19 protein-coding genes are annotated in these 19,714 nt (G+C 40.0%); 16 read left to right on the top strand and 3 right to left on the bottom strand.

Annotated features, from left to right (window positions below):
* The first annotated feature begins 325 nt into the window (after positions 1-325).
* The 12 genes from EGX73_RS02045 (at position 326) to EGX73_RS01990 (ending at position 11,692) form a co-directional block, all read left to right on the top strand.
* The gene (locus tag EGX73_RS02045) at positions 326-697 is read left to right on the top strand and encodes a GntR family transcriptional regulator (RefSeq protein WP_003125548.1); all 372 of its coding nucleotides are present in this window, start codon (positions 326-328) and stop codon (positions 695-697) included.
* Positions 698-700: 3 nt separating this feature from the next.
* Complete coding sequence (locus tag EGX73_RS02040; protein ID WP_003125549.1) at positions 701-1,549, top strand: ABC transporter ATP-binding protein; 849 nt, start codon at positions 701-703, stop codon at positions 1,547-1,549.
* Positions 1,549-2,205: an ABC-2 transporter permease gene (locus EGX73_RS02035; protein WP_005470486.1), complete on the top strand. Its 657-nt coding sequence runs from the start codon at positions 1,549-1,551 to the stop codon at positions 2,203-2,205. Before EGX73_RS02040 ends, EGX73_RS02035 begins: the two co-directional genes overlap by 1 nt.
* Before the next feature lie 337 nt (positions 2,206-2,542).
* The gene (locus EGX73_RS02030; protein WP_003125551.1) at positions 2,543-2,995 is read left to right on the top strand and encodes a MarR family winged helix-turn-helix transcriptional regulator; all 453 of its coding nucleotides are present in this window, start codon (positions 2,543-2,545) and stop codon (positions 2,993-2,995) included.
* A 184-nt stretch (positions 2,996-3,179) separates the two neighbouring features.
* Positions 3,180-3,890, top strand: coding sequence for a B3/4 domain-containing protein (locus tag EGX73_RS02025; RefSeq protein ID WP_123866685.1), 711 nt, complete (start codon positions 3,180-3,182; stop codon positions 3,888-3,890).
* 358 nt (positions 3,891-4,248) lie between these two features.
* The gene (locus EGX73_RS02020; RefSeq protein WP_123866684.1) at positions 4,249-7,023 is read left to right on the top strand and encodes a sigma 54-interacting transcriptional regulator; all 2,775 of its coding nucleotides are present in this window, start codon (positions 4,249-4,251) and stop codon (positions 7,021-7,023) included.
* Between the two features lie 83 nt (positions 7,024-7,106).
* Positions 7,107-7,526 (top strand): PTS sugar transporter subunit IIA, encoded by a 420-nt coding sequence (locus tag EGX73_RS02015; RefSeq protein WP_123866683.1) that lies wholly within the window; start codon positions 7,107-7,109, stop codon positions 7,524-7,526.
* A 10-nt stretch (positions 7,527-7,536) separates the two neighbouring features.
* Positions 7,537-8,007, top strand: a complete 471-nt coding sequence (locus tag EGX73_RS02010; RefSeq protein ID WP_029486434.1) for a PTS sugar transporter subunit IIB — start codon at positions 7,537-7,539, stop codon at positions 8,005-8,007.
* 17 nt (positions 8,008-8,024) lie between these two features.
* Positions 8,025-8,810 (top strand): PTS mannose/fructose/sorbose/N-acetylgalactosamine transporter subunit IIC, encoded by a 786-nt coding sequence (locus tag EGX73_RS02005; protein ID WP_123866682.1) that lies wholly within the window; start codon positions 8,025-8,027, stop codon positions 8,808-8,810.
* Positions 8,797-9,615, top strand: a complete 819-nt coding sequence (locus EGX73_RS02000) for a PTS system mannose/fructose/sorbose family transporter subunit IID (protein WP_029486437.1) — start codon at positions 8,797-8,799, stop codon at positions 9,613-9,615. The genes EGX73_RS02005 and EGX73_RS02000 overlap by 14 nt, the downstream gene beginning before the upstream one ends.
* Positions 9,616-9,627: 12 nt before the next feature.
* Positions 9,628-10,677, top strand: coding sequence for an SIS domain-containing protein (locus tag EGX73_RS01995; protein WP_029486438.1), 1,050 nt, complete (start codon positions 9,628-9,630; stop codon positions 10,675-10,677).
* 10 nt (positions 10,678-10,687) lie between these two features.
* Positions 10,688-11,692, top strand: coding sequence for an SIS domain-containing protein (locus EGX73_RS01990; protein ID WP_123866681.1), 1,005 nt, complete (start codon positions 10,688-10,690; stop codon positions 11,690-11,692).
* 514 nt (positions 11,693-12,206) lie between these two features.
* Here EGX73_RS01990 and EGX73_RS01985 read toward each other — a convergent pair.
* Together EGX73_RS01985 and EGX73_RS01980 are read right to left on the bottom strand one after the other, a co-directional pair.
* Positions 12,207-12,533 carry a YbjQ family protein gene (locus tag EGX73_RS01985; protein ID WP_029486440.1) on the bottom strand — a complete coding sequence of 109 codons (327 nt, stop codon included), beginning with the start codon at positions 12,531-12,533 and terminating at the stop codon, positions 12,207-12,209.
* A 16-nt stretch (positions 12,534-12,549) separates the two neighbouring features.
* Positions 12,550-13,281, bottom strand: coding sequence for a MerR family transcriptional regulator (locus tag EGX73_RS01980; RefSeq protein ID WP_096710739.1), 732 nt, complete (start codon positions 13,279-13,281; stop codon positions 12,550-12,552).
* Positions 13,282-13,523: 242 nt separating this feature from the next.
* On the opposite strand from EGX73_RS01980, the gene EGX73_RS01975 reads away from it, so the two are divergent.
* Together EGX73_RS01975 and EGX73_RS01970 are read left to right on the top strand one after the other, a co-directional pair.
* Positions 13,524-14,564: a DUF1002 domain-containing protein gene (locus EGX73_RS01975; RefSeq protein WP_005470496.1), complete on the top strand. Its 1,041-nt coding sequence runs from the start codon at positions 13,524-13,526 to the stop codon at positions 14,562-14,564.
* Positions 14,565-14,666: 102 nt separating this feature from the next.
* Entirely contained in the window at positions 14,667-15,038 is a 372-nt protein-coding gene (locus tag EGX73_RS01970) for a YccF domain-containing protein (protein ID WP_003125563.1), read from the top strand.
* Between the two features lie 131 nt (positions 15,039-15,169).
* Here EGX73_RS01970 and EGX73_RS01965 read toward each other — a convergent pair whose 3' ends face one another.
* Complete coding sequence (locus tag EGX73_RS01965; RefSeq protein WP_005470500.1) at positions 15,170-15,562, bottom strand: VanZ family protein; 393 nt, start codon at positions 15,560-15,562, stop codon at positions 15,170-15,172.
* A 426-nt stretch (positions 15,563-15,988) separates the two neighbouring features.
* On the opposite strand from EGX73_RS01965, the gene kdpA reads away from it, so the two are divergent.
* Entirely contained in the window at positions 15,989-17,665 is a 1,677-nt protein-coding gene (gene kdpA, locus EGX73_RS01960) for a potassium-transporting ATPase subunit KdpA (protein WP_003125565.1), read from the top strand.
* Between the two features lie 16 nt (positions 17,666-17,681).
* A complete protein-coding gene (gene kdpB / locus EGX73_RS01955) occupies positions 17,682-19,712 on the top strand; it encodes a potassium-transporting ATPase subunit KdpB (protein WP_123866680.1) in 2,031 nt (676 codons plus the stop codon).
* Positions 19,713-19,714 lie beyond the last annotated feature (2 nt).

The raw sequence follows: 19,714 nt of genomic DNA, 5'->3' as shown, positions 1-19,714 counted from the left end.
TCAATCAGAATCAAGTCACTCTGCTGCCTTAAACGCTTCAAATAAAACGAATGATAAAAAACTTCCACAGACAAATGATGAGAAGGCGAGTTGGATGCTTGTCCTCTGCATAATGATGGTGAGTGTTATAGGTGGGACAATTATCATACGCATGAAATAACTATCTATCTTTCACGATTAAATCGTGTTCTCAGCTAGGCTTTTGCCTAGCTTTTTTTGTTTATGTTCAGTAAAAACTCAAAAATTTTTTAATAAACAGTATATAACACTTGATAACAGTTGTGTACTGTTATATACTGTTTGCAACGAGAAGGGGGAAGAAAATGTGAGATTGATTATTAATACTTCCTTAATGGTGCCGATTTATGAGCAGATTGTCGATCAAATCAAAGGGCATATTCGAAATGGGGAGCTGAATGAGAATGATCCGTTGCCATCTGTCCGCACACTGTCAAAAGAATTAAAGATCAGTGCTTTAACGGTCAAAAAAGCCTATGATACGTTAGAATCTGAAGGTTTTACAGTAACGGTTCACGGGAAAGGAACTTATGTAGCTGCTACCAATACAGAGCTTTTATTGGAAGAGCAAAAAAAGGAGCTGGAACAAGACTTGGAACAAGCAATTCTAAAAGGGCGACGTTGCGGGATTAGTGATGAAGAGATAAAAAGTTTGTTTGAATTGATATTGGAGGGTTGAAACATGTTGAAAATTGAGCATCTAAAAAAGCAGTATGATAATTTTTCTCTTGATTGTTCATTAGAAGTTCAAAAAGGTACTATCACAGGGTTGATTGGTCAAAATGGAGCAGGTAAAAGTACTACGTTTAAAGCAGCTCTTGGTTTAATTCCTTTTGACAGTGGGAAGATCACACTTTTAGGCAAGGATAGTAAAGAACTCACCCCAAAAGAGAAGGAAAAGTTAGGTGTTGTTTTATCCGATTCTGGCTTCAGCGGCTATTTAAGGATTAAAGATATTGTTCCGATTTTACGGACAATGTATAGCGAATTTGACGAAGACTTTTTTACCGAACAAATTCAGCGATTCCAACTACCAGTGGATAAAAGACTCAACGATTTTTCAACAGGGATGAAAGCAAAACTAAAAGTATTAGTAGCTATATCGCATCACGCTAAATTGTTGCTTTTAGATGAGCCGACAGCTGGCTTGGATGTGATTGCCAGAGATGAATTACTTTTGATGTTGAGAGAGTTCATGGAAAAAGATGAAGAGTGTGCGATTTTGATCAGTTCCCATATCTCTAGTGATTTAGAAACACTTTGTGATGATCTTTATATGATCCATGATGGACGAATGATCTTACACGAAGAGACCGATGTCTTGTTAAGTGATTATGCACTATTGAAAGTTGATCCGGAGCAATACAAAGAACTGGATAAACAATTTATTCTCCGATACAAAGAAGAAAGCTATGGGTATAGTTGTTTAACGAATCAAAAACAATTTTATATGGAGAATTTTCCTAAAATAGTCATTGAAAAAGGATCAATTGATGAAGTGATTATGATGATGGTAAGGGGGCGTGAATAATGACAGGTTTGTTGGTAAAAGATTTTAAATTGATGGCCACACAAAAAAATTTCTTTTTGGTTATTCTTTTGATTGTAATAGGAATGATCTCGTTTACAGAGGATGTATCATTCCCACTAGGTTTCTTAACCTTTGCGCTTTCTTTATTCACATTAAGCACTATCAGCTATGATGAATTTGACAATGGGTATGCGTTTTTATTCACTTTACCTATTACTCGAGTGGGCTATGTGCTGGAAAAATATTGTCTAGGATTCCTACTGGGATTTAGTTCATGGCTTTTGGCAACCTGTTTAGGAATAATTGCATCAATGGTTAGACATAATACTTCTCTCATTGAAGTCTGGCAGATTGCAGCAATGATCCTGCCGATCATGATCATCATCCAATCTATTATGTTTCCCTTCCAACTAAAGTTTGGCGGCGAAAAGGGCAGAATTGCCATTATTGGTGCTGTTGGACTTCTGGTAGTCGCTGGTGTTGTAATTGTAAAAGGGGCAAAGCTCTTCTTTAATGTTGATCTGATTGCTCAATTGAACACATTGCCCATTGTCAGCATGGGAATGCTCTTTCTTATTGCATTAGTAATTGCTATGCTACTTTTTGCACTCTCTGTGAGGATCAGTATTTCGATTATGAAAAAGAAACAATTCTAAAGAGTTCTTTTTTGAATAAAAGAGAATACGTGTCAGAAAAACAGACAAAACGAACTGAGGGAAAAAATCAGCTAGTCTTTAGATAGAAGATACCTCTGACGGGTTCTAGTGAATGATCAATGGTTTAGCTCTATTCCTCCAAGCAATGAGCAAATGAAACAATCTTTGTTGTTAGTCATGTGGTTGGCGAAATATGATCAACTAGCAACAGAATGTATAAGTGATAAAAATATTTTTTAAAAGAGTGAAACATTGGTTTCGCTCTTTTCTATTCCGAAAAAATATTGCATTTGCAACAATAAAAAGGTAGGATAATGATAGAAGAGGAGAAAGAAGAATGAATGACATTTTACGAGAAATTGGCTCGATTAGCCGAATGCTTGATGCCATTGCCAATATTGAATTTAAAGAGTTAAAGCTGAACAAAGGGCAGTATATTTATTTGGTTCGTATTTTTGAGAATGAGGGGATTATCCCTGAACGATTAGCAGAGGTGATTAAAGTCGATCGGACAACGCTGTCAAGAGCTGTCCGAAAGTTGGAAGAGAATGGATTCATTTTAAAAGAATCCGATCCGTTCAATAAAAAAATCAAACATTTATACACAACTGAAAAAGGAAAGCATGTTGTGCAGTTTATCTTAAGAGAAAACGAATACTCGAACAAAATCGCTACCACTCAACTATCCGCATCAGAAATAGAAACGGTGTCAAATTTACTTTCAAAGATCAGAGAATCTATTGAATCGGATTGGGCGATTGTAAAGAATGGTGGAAAAAGAGACTACTAATTAGATAGGGCAAGAGAAATCGGCACTGTAGGATAGAAAATCGTTTTCTTTTTCAAAAATGTGATCAACCTTCCCTAGTTTAAAAGGACAGGTTTAAATAATGATCAACTTTTGGAATCAATTGGCGGAACTAGCAAATATTGTTTTGCCGCTTTTTTATTAATACATTTGGAGTGTGAAAGCAATGAAGAAAATAGTAATTGATCAAGCATTCTGGGAAATCTTTCCCCAAGCACAAATTAGTTGTCTCGTTGTGAAAGGGATCGACAATTCAATCGATCCTGCAAAAGAAAGTTATTTTACGGAATTGCTGGAAAACGGTAAGCGCGAAGCTAAGCGATTCTTAACGAATGCAACCTTCAGTGAAAATCCAGTTGTCCAAGAATGGCGGGAAGCTTTCCAAAAATTTAAAACAAAAAAAGGTGCCCGTTCTTCCATAGAAGCATTGTTGAAGCGTGTCAATCAAGATCGAACTTTTTTTCCAATCAATCCATTAGTAGATCTCTACAATAGTGTCTCTATGAAGTATGGGATGCCTTTAGGTGGAGAAGATTTGGCTGCAATCGCAGGTGATTTACACCTTGGACTAGCCAAGGGTGGGGAGTCATTTTTCCCATTAGGTGCCGAGGCGGATGCGCCAGCTCTAGCAGGAGAATTGATTTACTATGACGAGCAAGGAGCCATCTGCCGCTGTTTAAATTGGCGAGAAGCGCAACGCACGATGTTAAAAGAAGAGACCGTCAACGCAGTATTGTTCATTGAATCAATCAATGAAGAACAACATTTACGGGCTGATGCCGCAATGGCTGAGTTGAAAAAATTAGTCGAAGACTACTTCAAAGTCGAAACCAGCCTATATACCTTGAGCCGGGATCGTACGGAAGCAACGATTTAAGAAAGGAATAGAATGCAATAAGTAGAGAGTATTGTAAAGGAATAAAAAGGGAGGACTTGTTGCGGAACCGTCAGCTTTGATGATTTACTTTAGATTGCAAGAAATAGAAGTATCTATGAAAATGAAAAGAGTCTCTAGCGGAAGGGCAAGATCTGTGAACGGTCTAAAAAAAATATGACTGCCTTGAGTGATTTTTATTGGATCATAAATTTTATGCTAAGGACTCTTTTCAAGATGACCTATAGTCGAGGGAAATATCCTCGAAATTATTCATTCCAAGCAACTTCCTCTGTCACCTCTTGGCTTTTTAAGAATCGTAAGCTATGATAAACGGAGAAAGAGGACAAGGAGAACAGCGATGAAAGAACAATTACTTGCTTACTTGCAAAACCAGACGGCTTTTTTCTCTGCAGAAAATGTAAGCGATGTCTTTACAGCGAAAGATATTGCCGAGAAGTTTTCAGTCAAGAGAAACACGATCAGTCACTATTTGAATCAGCTAACGGAAGAAGGTCGTTTAGTGAAAATTGCGACCCGACCCGTTTATTTTTTTCATAAGCAGGCATTTGAGAGCCAAAACTACCCCTTAACACAAAACGTATACGAGAGTCTGGCTGCTGTTGCGGCGGAAAAACCTTTTTTTGATCAAAAAGAAGATTTCTTTTCCAGTGTGATCGGCAGCAAAGGCAGTCTGGCAGAAGTCATTGAACAGATCAAGATGGCCGCCTTCTATCCAAATGGTGGGCTTCCCTTCTTACTGACGGGGGAAAGTGGGACGGGGAAGAGTTTTCTGGTAAAAATGTTCCATCACTATTGTGTGGCCAATGAATTATTGGAGGTCGATGCGCCTTTGATCACCATCAATTGCGCACAGTACGCCAACAACCAAGAGCTATTGACTAGTAATTTATTTGGACATGTCAAAGGGGCTTTTACCGGCGCAGAGGAAGATCGTGCTGGTGCTTTTGAAGCAGCAGATGGCGGTGTCTTGTTTCTCGATGAAGTTCATCGGTTGAATGCTGAAGGACAGGAAAAATTATTCACTTTTCTGGATCAAGGTGTCATCTATCGAATGGGGGATACAAGACGACCAATCACGGTGGATTGTCGGTTGGTGTTTGCAACGACAGAAGATTTGAAACAAACTTTTCTAACAACTTTTTTGCGGCGAATCCCGATCCAAGCGACATTGCCTGCTTTGGAAGAACGAACGATTTCTGAACGGAAGCAACTGATCTTGCAAGCATTTTTTGAAGAGCAAAAGCGCATCGGTTTGCCGTTAGAACTCTCACCTCAAGTGATCGAAATGTTAACGACGAGTCATTTTTCTGGGAATGTCGGTGAATTGAAAAGTACGATCAAGATTATTACTGCCAAAAGCTATACTGCTAGTCTAAAGCGGAAAGCCAAAAAAATAGCAGTCACGGTCTATCATTTACCAGAACATTTACTGCAATTGACAGATGAACCCAATGAGTCAGCGACGACGCAATCGATTCTTATCGATGGGCAAACGCAAATCCAGCAGCTGACTGCCGAAAGTGAGCCAGAACAACAAAAGATCATTCAAACATATGAACAGATCCTGCTCAATTATGTCCAGGCAGGACAGGATTTTACAGCTGCAGCTGATCCTATTTCTAAAGTGATTGAAAGACTATTCGAAAATTTATTGTTTGATCATAAGCAAGAACAAAAGCAGCGGACGATGATTTTTGTGACCGAGCATGTCCAGCGAATGATGGAACAGATTGAACATTCCTTCCAAATCAGCTTTAACGGCAGCATGGTTTATACGATCAGTTATTATTTATGGCTGCGGCGAAATGTGGAGTGGCTGCCGGATGATCAAGACAAACTTTTATTGACAGAGAACCTACTGAAGAGCGTTAAAAAGCATTATTTGACAAGTGATCGCTACACCGAAAATCTGTTAGGGCTAGTACAAAAAGCATTGGATATCGAGTTAACCAGTATGGATCGCATTATCTTTACACTCTATATCAACGATATGGGGTATACCAAAGATTCATTGCTTCCGAGAAGTATCATCGTGGCTCATGGCTACGCAACTGCCAGCAGCATTGCGAATGTAGCGAATCGTTTGTTGAATGAATCGGTTTTTCAGTCTTTCGATATGCCATTAGATGTCACGCCCAAGCAAATTGCAGAAAGGGTCACCGCATATATTCAAAAAAATGATGTATCTAATGGACTAGTGGTCTTGTTCGACATGGGTTCGTTGAAAGAAATCTATCAGTATATTCCAGAATTGACGGTTCCAATCGTCATGATGAACAATGTAACGACAAGTGTAGCCATCGCTGTGGGGGAATGTATCCAGCAAAATGTTTCGCTGAGGGAAATTCCAGAACGGGTAAATGCCTACAGTCAAAATGAATGGGAGATTATTCTTCCGCAAACGAAAAAAGAGAAAGTTGTCATCACAACGTGTTCAACAGGGATTGGAACTGCGGTTCAAATCTCAAATTTATTAGAAAAGAGCATTCCAGATCATTTACAGATTCGAATTCTCCCTTATGAGTTCAATCAGTTGGAAAATAGGGAACATGTCAAACAGGCTTTGACATCGTATGACATTGTTGGTGTTGTAGGAACCAACAAACCTCGTCAAGAGCTGGCTCCTTTTATTTCTTTAGAAGAACTGATTTCTGGCGCAGGTACAGCAGTGCTATTAAGTTGGCTGAAAGAAGAATTGGATGAAGAGATGATTGCGTATGTGAACAATCAATTAGTAAGAAACTTTTCGCTGGATCGAGTGATTCAATCTGTGACGATTCTAGATACAGAGAAAGTGATTTCTCAAATGGAATTCTTTGTGGGGAATCTGGAACGTATATGGCAGCAAAGAATCACTAATGACCGCAAGCTTGCGTTGTTTGTCCATACAAGTTGTTTGATCGAACGACTGATTCGAAATGAAGCCATTGAGAATTATCATGCCAGCGACACACTGCTTCAGTGTCATGAAAAACAGCTGAAAGAGATCAAAAAGGCGTTTAGTGTCATTGAAAAGGTTTACAGTGTCGCGATACCAGAATCTGAAGTTTGCTATATCTATGATGTTTTATTTGGAAACACTGATTCTTCAATGGTTGAAGCGGATTTTTAATCGATAAGGAAAGCGTGCCACTTTTTTTGGCACGCTTTTTGCGTTTAATAAAGTGTAACTTGGCGCAAAGAGAGGTGAAAGCAGTGGAGCAAATCATTATTTTAGCATCACACGGTAAATTTGCATCAGGAATCTTGCATTCTTTAGAACTTATTTGTGGAAAAAAACAATCAGTCATTGCCATTGATTGTTATGTTCAAGAAACATTCGATCTAACAGCAACTATAGATACACTGATGGAAACCTATAAACAGCACGAAATGATCGTTATCACAGATATTTTCGGTGGCAGTGTGAACAATGAATTTTTACGTTATATCCAACAACCGAATTTCTACTTGATCGCAGGATTGAATTTGCCATTGTTGATTGAATTGACAACACAACTTCAAGGAGGAGGTGCCATCTCAGAAACGATCCACCAAACGTTGGCTAATTCGAAAGATATGATCCAGTTCTGCAATGAGAGTGTAGCAAAAGAAATCGAAGAAGAAGAATTTTAGGAGGAACGACATGATTATTTTGACACGAGTCGATCACCGACTCTTACATGGACAAGTTGCATTTTCTTGGACGCAAAGCTTAGGGGCAGATTGTATCTTGATCGCCAATGATGATGTGCCGACAAATGACATTCGTAAGACAACGATCAAACTAGCTAAACCACAAGGCGTTAAGCTAGTAATCAAAACAATCGAAGATTCTATTCATGCGTTGAAAAGCGGTGTGACCGATAAATACAAGTTGTTCATCGTGGTGGAATCCATTGAAGATGCCTATAAGTTAGCGGAAAACTATCCAGAGATCACTAAAATCAATTTGGGCGGGATCAAAGCCAAAGAAGGCACCAAGAATATTGGCAAAGCAGTCAATGTTTTACCGTTTGAAGAAGAACTTCTGAAAAAAATGGTTGCTAAAGGAATCGCTGTCGATATCCGGCAAGTACCTTCAGATAAAAAAGTCGCTGTCGAAGATGTTTTATAAAGAAAGGAGTAACAGAGATGCTGCAAGCAATATTACTTGGAATTGTTGCATTTATCGCGCAATCTGAATATGCATTAGGAACGTCATTACTGTCGCGTCCTATTGTTACTGGATTGTTTACAGGAATCGTATTAGGGGATGTCAGCACCGGAATCATTATGGGTGCAACACTGGAACTAGCGTTTATCGGCTCTTTTTCTGTTGGTGCGTCTATTCCGCCCGATGTCGTAACTGGTGGGATTCTTGGTACAGCCTTTGCAATTACAGCAGGAGCAGGAACGGAGACGGCTTTATTGTTAGGACTCCCGATCGCAACATTGACACTTATCTTGAAAAATGTTTACTTGGGACTGCTCATTCCTATGATGAACCAAAAAGCCGATTTGTATGCGGCAGATGGTAACTACAAAGGTGTGGAAAGAATGCACTTATTGGCAGGTTTTGGCTTATCACTGATGTTGGCTCTTGTAGTTACGATTTCCTTCATGGTAGGCAGTAATACGATTAGTAAATTGTTGGATATGATTCCGGCCTTTGTTCAGAACGGTTTATCAGTAGCAACTGGCTTGATCCCAGCCCTTGGATTTGCCATGTTGGCTAGGTTACTGATCAATAAACAAGTTGCCCCTTATTTCTTTTTAGGGTTTGCATTAGCAGCTTATTTAGAGCTGCCTGTTACAGGAATTGCAATCTTTGGTGCGATAACAGCCGTTGTAGTTGTGAATCTAAGAAACATACGCGAACAAGGGCAATCTGTTCAAACGACTTCAGGGGAGGTACTAGATGATGATGAAGACTTCTAATGAGAAAGCCGAAATTACCAAAAAAGAATTGAATCGTGTCTTCTGGCGTTCGTTTCAAATGGAGTTCTCATGGAACTATGAGCGGCAAATGAACCTGGCTTATGTCTATGCGATGATTCCGATTTTAAAGAAACTTTACAAAACAAAAGAATCGATGGCCGATGCATTGAAACGTCATCTGGAATTTTTCAACACGACCCCTCATATCGTGACACTTATTTTAGGAATCAATGCAGCGATGGAAGAAGAAAATGTGAATGATCCAAATTTTGATTCCTCAGCGATCGATAACATCAAGACATCCTTGATGGGACCTTTAGCTGGGATTGGGGATTCCTTCTTTTGGGGAACGTTACGGCTGATCGCCACTGGAGTAGGAACTTCATTGGCTTTACAAGGAAACATATTGGGACCGATTCTCTTTCTGCTGATTTTCAATATTCCTCATTTACTGTTTCGTTATTTTGCTACTGGTTGGGGATATAAGCTTGGAACAGGATTTTTAAAGAAAATCCAGGAAAACGGTATGATGGAAAGCTTAACATACGGCGCCGCGATCATTGGATTGATGGTCGTGGGAGGAATGACAGCTACGATGATCGATATCAATATCCCGTTACAGATCGGTTCGGGTGAAAATGCTGTTACAGTACAAAGTATCTTTGATGATATCGTCCCGAAAATTTTATCATTAGGTGCGTTTGGGGCTGTCTTTTATCTGCTGAAAAAAGAAGTCAAGCCGTTGATTATTCTGCTTGGATTAGCAGTAGTTGGTATTTTGGGATCCTTGATTGGACTTTTTTAAGGAGGAATTGTTGTGGCAACGATGATGGATTATATTCAGGAAGAGCAAGAAACATTAGTTGAGATATTGCAAGGATTTGTTCCTAAAAAAGAAGAAAGAAGATTAGCGATTGAACATTTAATGATTTTGGCAACAGGCTCTTCTGCCAATGCCTGTTTAGCAGCAAAGTACGCACTGGAGAAGTTGGCGCAGATCACTGTCACGATCGAGGAACCATACCACTTTAATCATTATGGTCATCTTTCAAAAGAAATTGAGACAGTTCTGGCGGTTTCTCAAAGTGGAAAAAGTGCCTCGACAATAGATGCCGTGGCGCATTTGTCAGAGCAAGGTCTTTACACCATCGGTTTGAGCAGTGATCTCGAAAGCCCCCTTGTGCAAAAAGTAAACGAAAGAATTGATTTAGGAACCGGGATCGAGACCGTTGGATTCGTGACGAAGGGATATGTCGCAACGGTATTGCAACTCTATCTGTTAGGCGTATCGATTGGCTACAGCAAAGGCTTATTGTCCGATGACCAAGTGTCGATTATCAAAAGCCAGTTAGAGAAGATGATTGAGGCCGTTCCTCAAGTCATTGATAAAACGATAGCTTTTTTTGAGAAAAACGTCAGTACTTTTAAACTAGCCAATCGGTTTGTGACAATTGGTTACGGTCCAAACTGGGGAACCGCAAAAGAATTTGAAACGAAATTTACCGAAACTGTTCGAGTACCTTCTCAAGGCGTGGAATTAGAAGCGTATATGCACGGTCCTTATCTTGAAGCAAACCATGAACATGTGCTTTTCTTTATTGAAGCGCCAAGCTCGAATCAAACAAGATCTCAGTTATTGTGTGATTATATGACTTCTCATGTGGGGAAAGCTTATACAATCACTGTAGCAGCAGCGGCTGACTCCGATACACTTGGGCTGGATGTTGCATGTGAGGAACTTTTTTCTCCGTTGCTCTTAGTTATTCCGTTTCAAATTTTCTCCTATCTTGGGGCAGCTGCTAAAGGAATCGATTTAAGTAAACGTATTTTTGACGATTTTGATCAAGTGTTAAAAAGTAAAATTTAGAGGTGGAAAAATGCTTAAATTTAATGAACAACAACAAATTGATGATATCCAAGGAATGTTAGACTTGCGCCCAGAAATTGAAAAGTTGGTCGACACCCTTGACGAAAAAGGCTTTGATGCGATCTATTATCTAGGAATTGGCGGCACGTATGCTTCTGCTATGCAAGCAGTTACTTATATCAATGGAAAAAGTGATCTGCCTGTTTATGTCCAACATGCGGCGGAATACTATACAACAGGGAACCGTCGCTTGACAAAAGACTCATTAGTTATCTTGTCATCTGTCACTGGTACGACACAAGAAGTGGTAAAGGCTGTCGCAGAAATCAAAAAAGTAGGAGCGACATTGCTAGGATTTATTGATACAAAAGGCAGTGTCTTGGCAGAACAGTGTGACTATGTCATCACGTATCCTGCACCAGGAACAGAACAAATCAAATTCTTTATGGTTGCGGATCGTTTAATGAAAAATCATGGGGATTTTCCTGATTACGAAGAGTATTATCAAGAATTGGATCAGCATCTAGCAAAAGGATTAGTAGAAGCAGAGAAACAAGCGGATGAATTTGGCCGATCGTTTGCGGAAAAACATCGTCATGATGCGATGCACTATTTCATCGGTGCGGGAAATCAATGGGGTGCTGTTTATTCTTACGCTATGTGTTACTGGGAAGAACAAAGCTGGTTGCGTTCTAAATCAATCCACGCCGCTGAATTTCTTCACGGGACGTTGGAAATCGTTGATGAAACAACCCCTGTGACCGTCTTTTTAGGCGAAGATGAACAGCGGCCATTATCAGAAAGAGTAGCTAAATTATTGCCAAGAATTTGTGGCGACTATACATTGATCGACACGAAAGACTATCCTGTTTCAGGAATCAGTGAGAAATATCGTGGCCGTGTACTGTCTCATTTATTGATGCATTGCGTGACACAACGCATTGATGCCTATGTCGAGCAAATGAATTGCCACCCAATGGAGATACGACGCTACTATCGCCAGTTTGAGTATTGATAGCATACAGAACTTAGATAACTCTTATAAGTTTCAAAGAAACGAGGCATATAACGCTTACTTCATAATGAAGAAGCAGGAATAGATTCAATTATGAACAAGCGGCCTACTGGTCAATCTACTCAGGATTGATCGATAGGCCGTACTTTTTTGACTTGTTAAGAGGTCTATGTGTTTAGCGATTGAAGATATATTAATAGACAAATAGAAGCGAAGGCTTTTTTCTTTTTTCTAATAAATTTTCTATTTAAATCACTTTGTCACAGGTGATTTTTTGTTTTTAATTGTGCATAGTGTAAATGATAGACTTTTCTTCCTATACTTGTTGCTGGGAAAAAATAGTGCCGCTTGATTGGAGTTGTGAGTTATTAAAAGGGTCTTATACCTAGACTCTCAAAAAAACATACTTTTTTCTCAGACGAAAAATTAATGTGGAAAGAATGAGCTATCACGGCATAATGCTGCCTTACATTGTTTAGTAAGCTGATTTTTTATAGATGAAAGCCTAGTGCATCTATTCTTCAACAACAACTGCTGTTCCGCTAGCTGTTACAACGATGAGCATGATATCAGAATTTACAAATTGATTATAACTAACACGGGTATTGATTATCGCGTTTGCAGATAGACTACGGGCTTGTGATTCTAATTCTAAAAGAGCCAATTTCCTTCCGCTTGAATATTCATTAGAATAAGTAGTAGATTTTCCGCCAAATATCCCTTTAATACCACTGATTGTATCTTTCACAATGTTAATTGAAATGACTTGTTCATTAAAGATAGCTCCTTTTACTTCACGAATTCTTTTATCCGCAATTGTTTCCGTTGTTACTGTAAACATATCCAATCCTCTTTTCTTATAATTTAATCTCAACAGTAAAAATGGTGGCATTATTATAGGCTAATGAACAATAGATATTTTCAAAAACTAAGAAATGATGTGGTGAAGTATCCTTTATAGCTAGTAATTTATCAGCTAAAAAAAGATCAATATTTTTTTTAATGCAGTCTTCCGTATTAACGATAAAGCTCATACTGGCATAAGTCCCTTTAGCAAAGAAAAGATCATCCTCTTTATTTTTGCTTTGAAAGCAAGGAATCACTTCATTTTCATTATGAACATAGAATAGTTGATCGAGGGACGAGAAGTTCATTTTTGTTGCTTTGATCAAATCAATCTCGGAATTATCAATAACCGTTTCCGGAAAAGGATGGAAGTAGCGATCCGCTCTTTCAAAGAAAGTTATTTCATTTAGCTTGTAGCGTTCTTGAGCCTGGATGATGTTCTGCACGGTATTTTTTATAGCAAGTAATTCGTCGATTTTTTTTTGAAGATTTTGTTCAGCTTCCAAAAAATAGTGGGCTACATCCTCTTCAGTTAAAACCGTTTTAATTGTTTTAAGAGAGTAGCCAATGTTCCTAAGAACGATAATTTGATATAATCTATAAACATTTTCTTCATCGAAAAAGAAATAACCATTGTCTCTCCTTTCCTTAGGTGTCAGCAAATCAATATCAATATAGTGCCGGATTGTGTGTTTTGAAATAGAAAATAAGGTTGCTAGTTCACTTGTTGTCAGTAATTTCATCGTTCGCCTCCTAATAATCAGTATATAGTGTCGGGTAACCACACAGTCAATAACAAATGTAATAAAGATAATAAATACGTTTGTAGTCAGTATCCTCAATATTGCGATAAAAAAACATTTTAATTTTTTCTTTAAACAAGTAGATCATAAATTTTCCTTCAAATCCGACCCTAGCCGTAGGTCGAAACGTATCTCTTATAGTACAATAATAGAAACAGGAAAATAGTTAGATGGAGGATACTATGAAAAAAAATATCAGAAAAAAACAAATGATTTTAGCCACTCTCTTGGTTTCTAGCCAAGTTTTAGTTGCCGCACCATTAGCATTTGCTGAAGAATCAACTTCAAGTGAAGGGCGCTCAGCAATCTCACAAACGATCGAAACCTCGTCTTCGGCAGCTTCAGAGACAGCAAGCTCAGAAACTGCGACTTCTACGACGGATAGTAAAGAAAAATTGCAGATCAATGCGGTAGCCATTGGTAATGCATTAACAAAAGAGCAAGAAAACTATACCCTGGATCAACTGGGGATCAAAGGAGAAACACCGATCTATACGACTTCAGGTTCCGATTTAATGAAATATATCCCTGATGGTGGCTTTACTAAAGATTGGGCGGTGTATAGTTCTGTCCGCATGCAGACCCTTGATAGTGGCGAAGGAATCACGGTGGATATTGCGACACCTAAAAATATCACCCGCATCACTGCCGCACAATACCAAAATGCCGCACTGACTGCTGGGATCACAGATGCTAAGCTAACAGTAGCTTCTGCTGTACCGATTGACGGTTCTGGGGCATTGGCAGGAGTCTACAAAATCGTTGAAGAATCCGGCGGCATCATCAATCAAGATCGTGTCAGTGTTGCGCAAGATGAAATGGATGTCTTATCAACCATTACAGAAGAAAACAAAGACAAAGAAGGCTATTCTGATGAAGCTCTGAATGCTGCACAAGAACAAGCGAAAACAGAGCTAGCTGCCCAAACAGCTGATGGCTCAGAATTGACCCAATCCGATATTCAAGCAACTGTTGAAAAAGCATTGAAAGACAATGGTTTAGAGGGAATCGTGACTTCGGATCAAGTTACTGAATTGACAACATTGATGAGCGACATGAAAGACAAAAATATTTTTGAAGATTTTGTCAAAGAGTTGGATCTTTCAGAAGCCCGCAAACAAATTGAAGAAAAATCCAAAGGACTATGGGAAAATGTTAAAAACTTCTTCAGTGGACTTTGGTCTTCGATCACGGGTGTATTTGGCGGAAATTCTAACGAATAAGCAGTTGGCTAAATGAATGTAATCAAAAACGAACGAAGGATAATGCAAGGCGGTCGTCATCTATGATGGCCGCTTTTTTCAAAGGAAAGGAATGTGATGAGTATGAGTTGTTTAGGAAACCTGATTTGGATGATTTTTGGTGGATTGCTTGGTGCAATTTCGTGGTTTTTGGCCGGTTGTCTGTGGTGTGTGACGATCATCGGTATCCCGATTGGTTTGCAGTGTTTTAAATTCGCTTCTTTATCATTGGCTCCTTTTGGAAAAGAAGTTGTCTATAGTGGTTCAGGGGTTTCTTTGCTATTGAATATCCTGTGGCTGATTTTTTCAGGAATACCTTTGGCAATCGCTCATCTGATGAGTGCCATTCTCTTAACGATTACGATTATTGGGATTCCTTTTGCGAAACAGTCGCTGAAACTAGCGGGTCTAGCATTGATGCCTTTTGGTGCCACGATCGTTTCAACAAATCGCTAAACAAAGTGATCTGCTTGATTTCCGGCAACAGCAATACCCATCTAGTAAAACTGCAAGATTTTCTTTTCGAATAGACAGATACGAAAAAGAGCCTTTTGACGGGCTCTTTTTTGCTTGCTCCGATAGTTGATTTACGACTCACTAGGGGAATGAAGCATAAATTTTCTAAGAAAGGATCGCTCAGGCAGCACAGTGAAAAGAAAGCGACTGAGTAAATAACCAAGTAATGCCCCAACGGTATTTGCAATCAAATCCACGACATCTGCCCCTCGCCAGCCGCCTAGGAAATAATTGCTTAAAAACTGCAGTACTTCGATACTAAAGCTGACCGAAAATCCCAGCAGAACAGCTCGAAAAATAGAAGTTTTGTTAGCCATCAAATAATAAAAAACAGCTAATGGCGCCAACATAATGAGATTAGGGAGTATCGAAAGATCTGCTGCTAAGGAGAAGTTGATGCGACTAAGCCAATCGGATTGATTGGCATAGACCCCTGTTTGGATTTGAAAAGGGAAAAAAGTCAAGTAAAGGACAGCGAAACTATAGAAAACAAAGCTCCAACCGTTATTTTTTGAAAAAGTGAAAGCTGAGCAGCATTGTAACGCAGAATCAAATAGCAAGTAACAAGAAATAACGGGATTAAGACCAGACCCGAGATCGTAAACTGCATTATTGATTGCTCCTCTCTAGATTAAGTGAGACAAGTATAACCAAATATAACAGTGTGGGCAAGAAGATAAATCCGCTAATTCGCTGTAAACAGACAGATTGTGTTACAGCTCATCGTATAAAGAAGATATAAAGAAATCCAGCGAACCTTGATACTATCTTTACAACATTTTTTTTAAGATAAGATCAAAGGAGAGGAAGAAGATGTTACTACTTTTAGGATGTTTGAGTTTTGGATTGATGCTTTATCTATTTTGGTTTCTGTTCAAGGGGGAAGAGTTATGATGAGCTTTGTTTTTCAAGGGCTGTTTTTCTTTTTTGTATTACTGATTTTAGCAGCCCCTTTAGGGTTTTATATCAAGATGATCATGACGGGGGAGACGCCCCGTTTCGTCCGCTTTATCCAACCGATCGAGCGGGGTTTCTATCGGTTGATCGGTTCAGAAAGTCAGCGAAAAATGTCCGCAAAACGTTATTTGATCAGTGTATTAGGGCTAGGAATCAGTTCGCTGCTGTTTTTGACGGTACTTTTAATGGTTCAAGGTTGGCTGCCGGGTGGAGCAAAGGTTGATAATCTGTCTTTTGATTTAGCACTTAATACAGCTGTCAGCTTTATCACTAATACGAACTGGCAAGCATATTCTGGCGAGTTGGCACTATCCAATAGTACACAAGTCTTTGGTTTGACTGTCCAAAATTTCTTGTCGGCGGCAGTTGGATTGGCTGTTCTTTGTGCATTCATTCGTGGATTGGTTCAGAAAAAAGAATCCTATTTAGGCAATTTTTGGCAAGACATGGTTCGCGGATTATTGTATATCCTATTACCACTGTCCACGATCATTGCGATTTTATTGATCTCTCAAGGAGTCGTTCAAACCTTCAGTAGCGGAATGGCCTACAACAGTTTGGAAGGAGAAAATCTTTGGTTATATCTTGGCCCTGTTGCTAGTCAGGTGGCTATCAAACAGTTAGGGACGAACGGTGGCGGCTTTTTTGGGGCCAATTCGGCCTATCCATTTGAGAATCCGACGATTTTTTCAAACTTTATCGAGAATTTAGCCATTCTCCTTTTACCAGCTGCGCTGATTTTTGCTTTTGGCTTTTGGGTAAAAGACTGGAAACAAGGACGAACGATTTTATTTGTTTCGCTGTTCTTCCTATTTGCCGCTTTTTTAGGTGTATTGATCAGTGAAAACTATGGACCGATTTTCAACGATGTCGTTGGTTCAGCCAATATGGAAGGCAAAGAAATTCGCTTTGGGATTGGCTGGTCAAGTTTGTGGGCAGTCAGTACCACGGCAGCTTCCAATGGATCGGTCAACGCGATGTTGGATAGCTTCACTCCATTAGGCGGTGCAGTGCCGATGTTTCTCATGCAACTAGGGGAAATCATTTTTGGTGGTGTCGGTAGCGGGCTTTATGGGATGTTAGCATTTCTGCTTTTAGCAGTGTTCATTGCCGGACTGCTTGTTGGACGCACACCAGAATATTTAGGCAAGAAAATCGAAGCCTTTGATATCAAAATGGCAAGTTTAGTCATTTTGACGCCGCTTCTGCTGACGCTGTTTGGGGCGATGGCGCTTGCGATGCACCCGGATATTTTGGAATGGTTGACCAACAAAGGGGCTCACGGATTTAGTGAGCTGTTATACGGAGCAACATCATTGGCTAATAACAACGGAAGTGCATTTAATGGGTTGTTAGCAGATACCCCATTCTTGAATGTCTTAGGTAGTGGACTCATGCTTTTCTCTCGGTATATTCCGATCATCGCCGTTTTATTTTTGGCTGAAAACATGGGACGCAAGAAGAAAGTAGCTGTGAATGACGGTACTCTTTCTACCGTCAATCCGACATTCGTCACGATGTTGATGATTGTGATTTTAGTGATCGGGGCATTAAGTTTTCTACCTGCATTGGCATTAGGTCCGATCGCAGATTTTCTTACACTGAAATAAAAAGGAGAAGAATAAAATGAAAAAGATATATCGCTGGGCAATCAAGCAAGCATTTCTCAAACTAGATCCGCGGCAACAAATAAAAAATCCAGTGATGTTCGTGGTTTATATTGGTGCCATCGCAGCGACGGTTCTCTGCTTTGAACAATCTGACATTCCATTGTGGTTTACCATCACGATCACCAGCTTACTTTGGCTCACATTGCTGTTCGCAAATTTTGCTGAAGCGGTCGCGGAAGGTCGTGGAAAAGCTCAGGCAGATAGCTTAAAACAAGCCAAAAAAGACGTCATGACTTACAAAATCAATGATTTACAGGATATCCAATCAGAGCAGTTCATCGAAATGAAGTCATCAGATTTGAAAAAAGGTGACTTGGTTTATGTCGTTTCTGGACAACAGATTCCGGCAGACGGCGACGTCATTGAAGGTGCTGCCTCGGTAGATGAAAGTGCCATTACGGGTGAATCAGCGCCAGTAATTCGAGAATCAGGTGGAGACCGCAGTGCAGTCACTGGCGGGACAACGGTGGTTTCCGATTACTTGGTCATTCGAGTGACGTCTGAAAATGGACATTCGTTTTTGGATAAAATGATTTCAATGGTAGAAGGGACACAACGCAAAAAAACGCCTAATGAAATTGGGCTGCAGATTTTTCTGATCACATTGACGATCATCTTTTTAGCGGTGGCAGTAACATTAGTCCCATTTACGGAATTAAGTAGTATTCTTTCGCAAAAAGGAACCGCGCTTTCTAGTATCGTGATTATTGCATTGCTCGTTTGTCTAGCCCCAACGACCATCGGTGCACTGATCTCTTCGATCGGGATTGCTGGAATGAGCCGTCTGACGAAAGAAAATGTTATTGCCATGAGCGGTCGTGCCATCGAAGCGGCTGGTGATGTCGATATTTTGTTATTGGATAAAACAGGAACCATTACACTGGGAAATCGTCGGGCAAGTGCCTTTCTACCTGTAGCCGGTATTAGTGAAGAACAATTAGCAGATGCCGCGCAGCTTTCCTCATTAGCTGACGAAACGGCAGAAGGCCGCAGTATTGTTATTCTAGCCAAAGAAAAATTTGGGATTCGAGAACGCGCTTTTGAACAATCCGAAGTGAAATTTATCGATTTTAGTGCCAAAACACGGATGAGCGGCATGGATTATCGTGGCGATCAAATTCGTAAAGGTGCGGCGGATACGATCAAGAAATATGTGCTCGCTCGTGGCGGTACCTACCCACCACAGTGTGACCAAATCGTAGCCAAAGTGGCGCACTCTGGGGGTACCCCGTTGGTAGTTGTCAAAAATGACCAAGTCATGGGGGTCATCTATTTGAAGGACATCGTCAAAAACGGTGTACAGGAAAATTTTGCCGATATGCGGAAAATGGGTATCAAAACTATCATGATCACAGGAGACAACCCGTTGACCGCAGCAGCGATTGCAGCAGAAGCGGGAGTCGATGATTTTCTCGCTGAAGCAACGCCAGAAAACAAAATGGAATTGATTCGTCAATACCAAGAAAAGGGACACTTGGTTGCCATGACCGGTGACGGAACCAACGATGCACCAGCATTGGCTCAAGCAGATGTGGCAATGGCTATGAATACTGGAACACAGGCTGCCAAAGAGGCTGGCAACATGATCGATCTGGATTCCAGTCCAACCAAATTGCTGCAGGTCGTACGAATCGGTAAACAGCTGTTGATGACTCGTGGTGCATTGACGACGTTCAGCATTGCCAATGATGTGGCGAAATATTTCGCCGTGATCCCTGTTCTTTTTTATGGCATCTATCCTGAACTGGCGCAATTGAACGTGATGCAGTTAGGTAGTCCGCTGACGGCGATCTTGTCAGCCGTGATTTACAATGCGGTCATTATCGTTGCTTTGATTCCATTAGCTCTAAAAGGAGTCAAATACAAAGAAAAACCAGCCAGCCAAATTTTGCGCCACAATTTACTGGTATATGGACTAGGCGGATTGATCGCACCTTTCATTTTTATCAAATTGATCGATATCGTGCTAAGCTTTTTCCTATTATGAAC

The sequence above is a fragment of the Enterococcus sp. FDAARGOS_553 genome (assembly GCF_003812305.1).
GTDB classification, from domain to species: domain Bacteria; phylum Bacillota; class Bacilli; order Lactobacillales; family Enterococcaceae; genus Enterococcus_D; species Enterococcus_D gallinarum.
The sequence above is the reverse complement of the archived record's forward strand: the minus strand, read 5'-3'. Positions and strand labels throughout refer to the sequence as shown.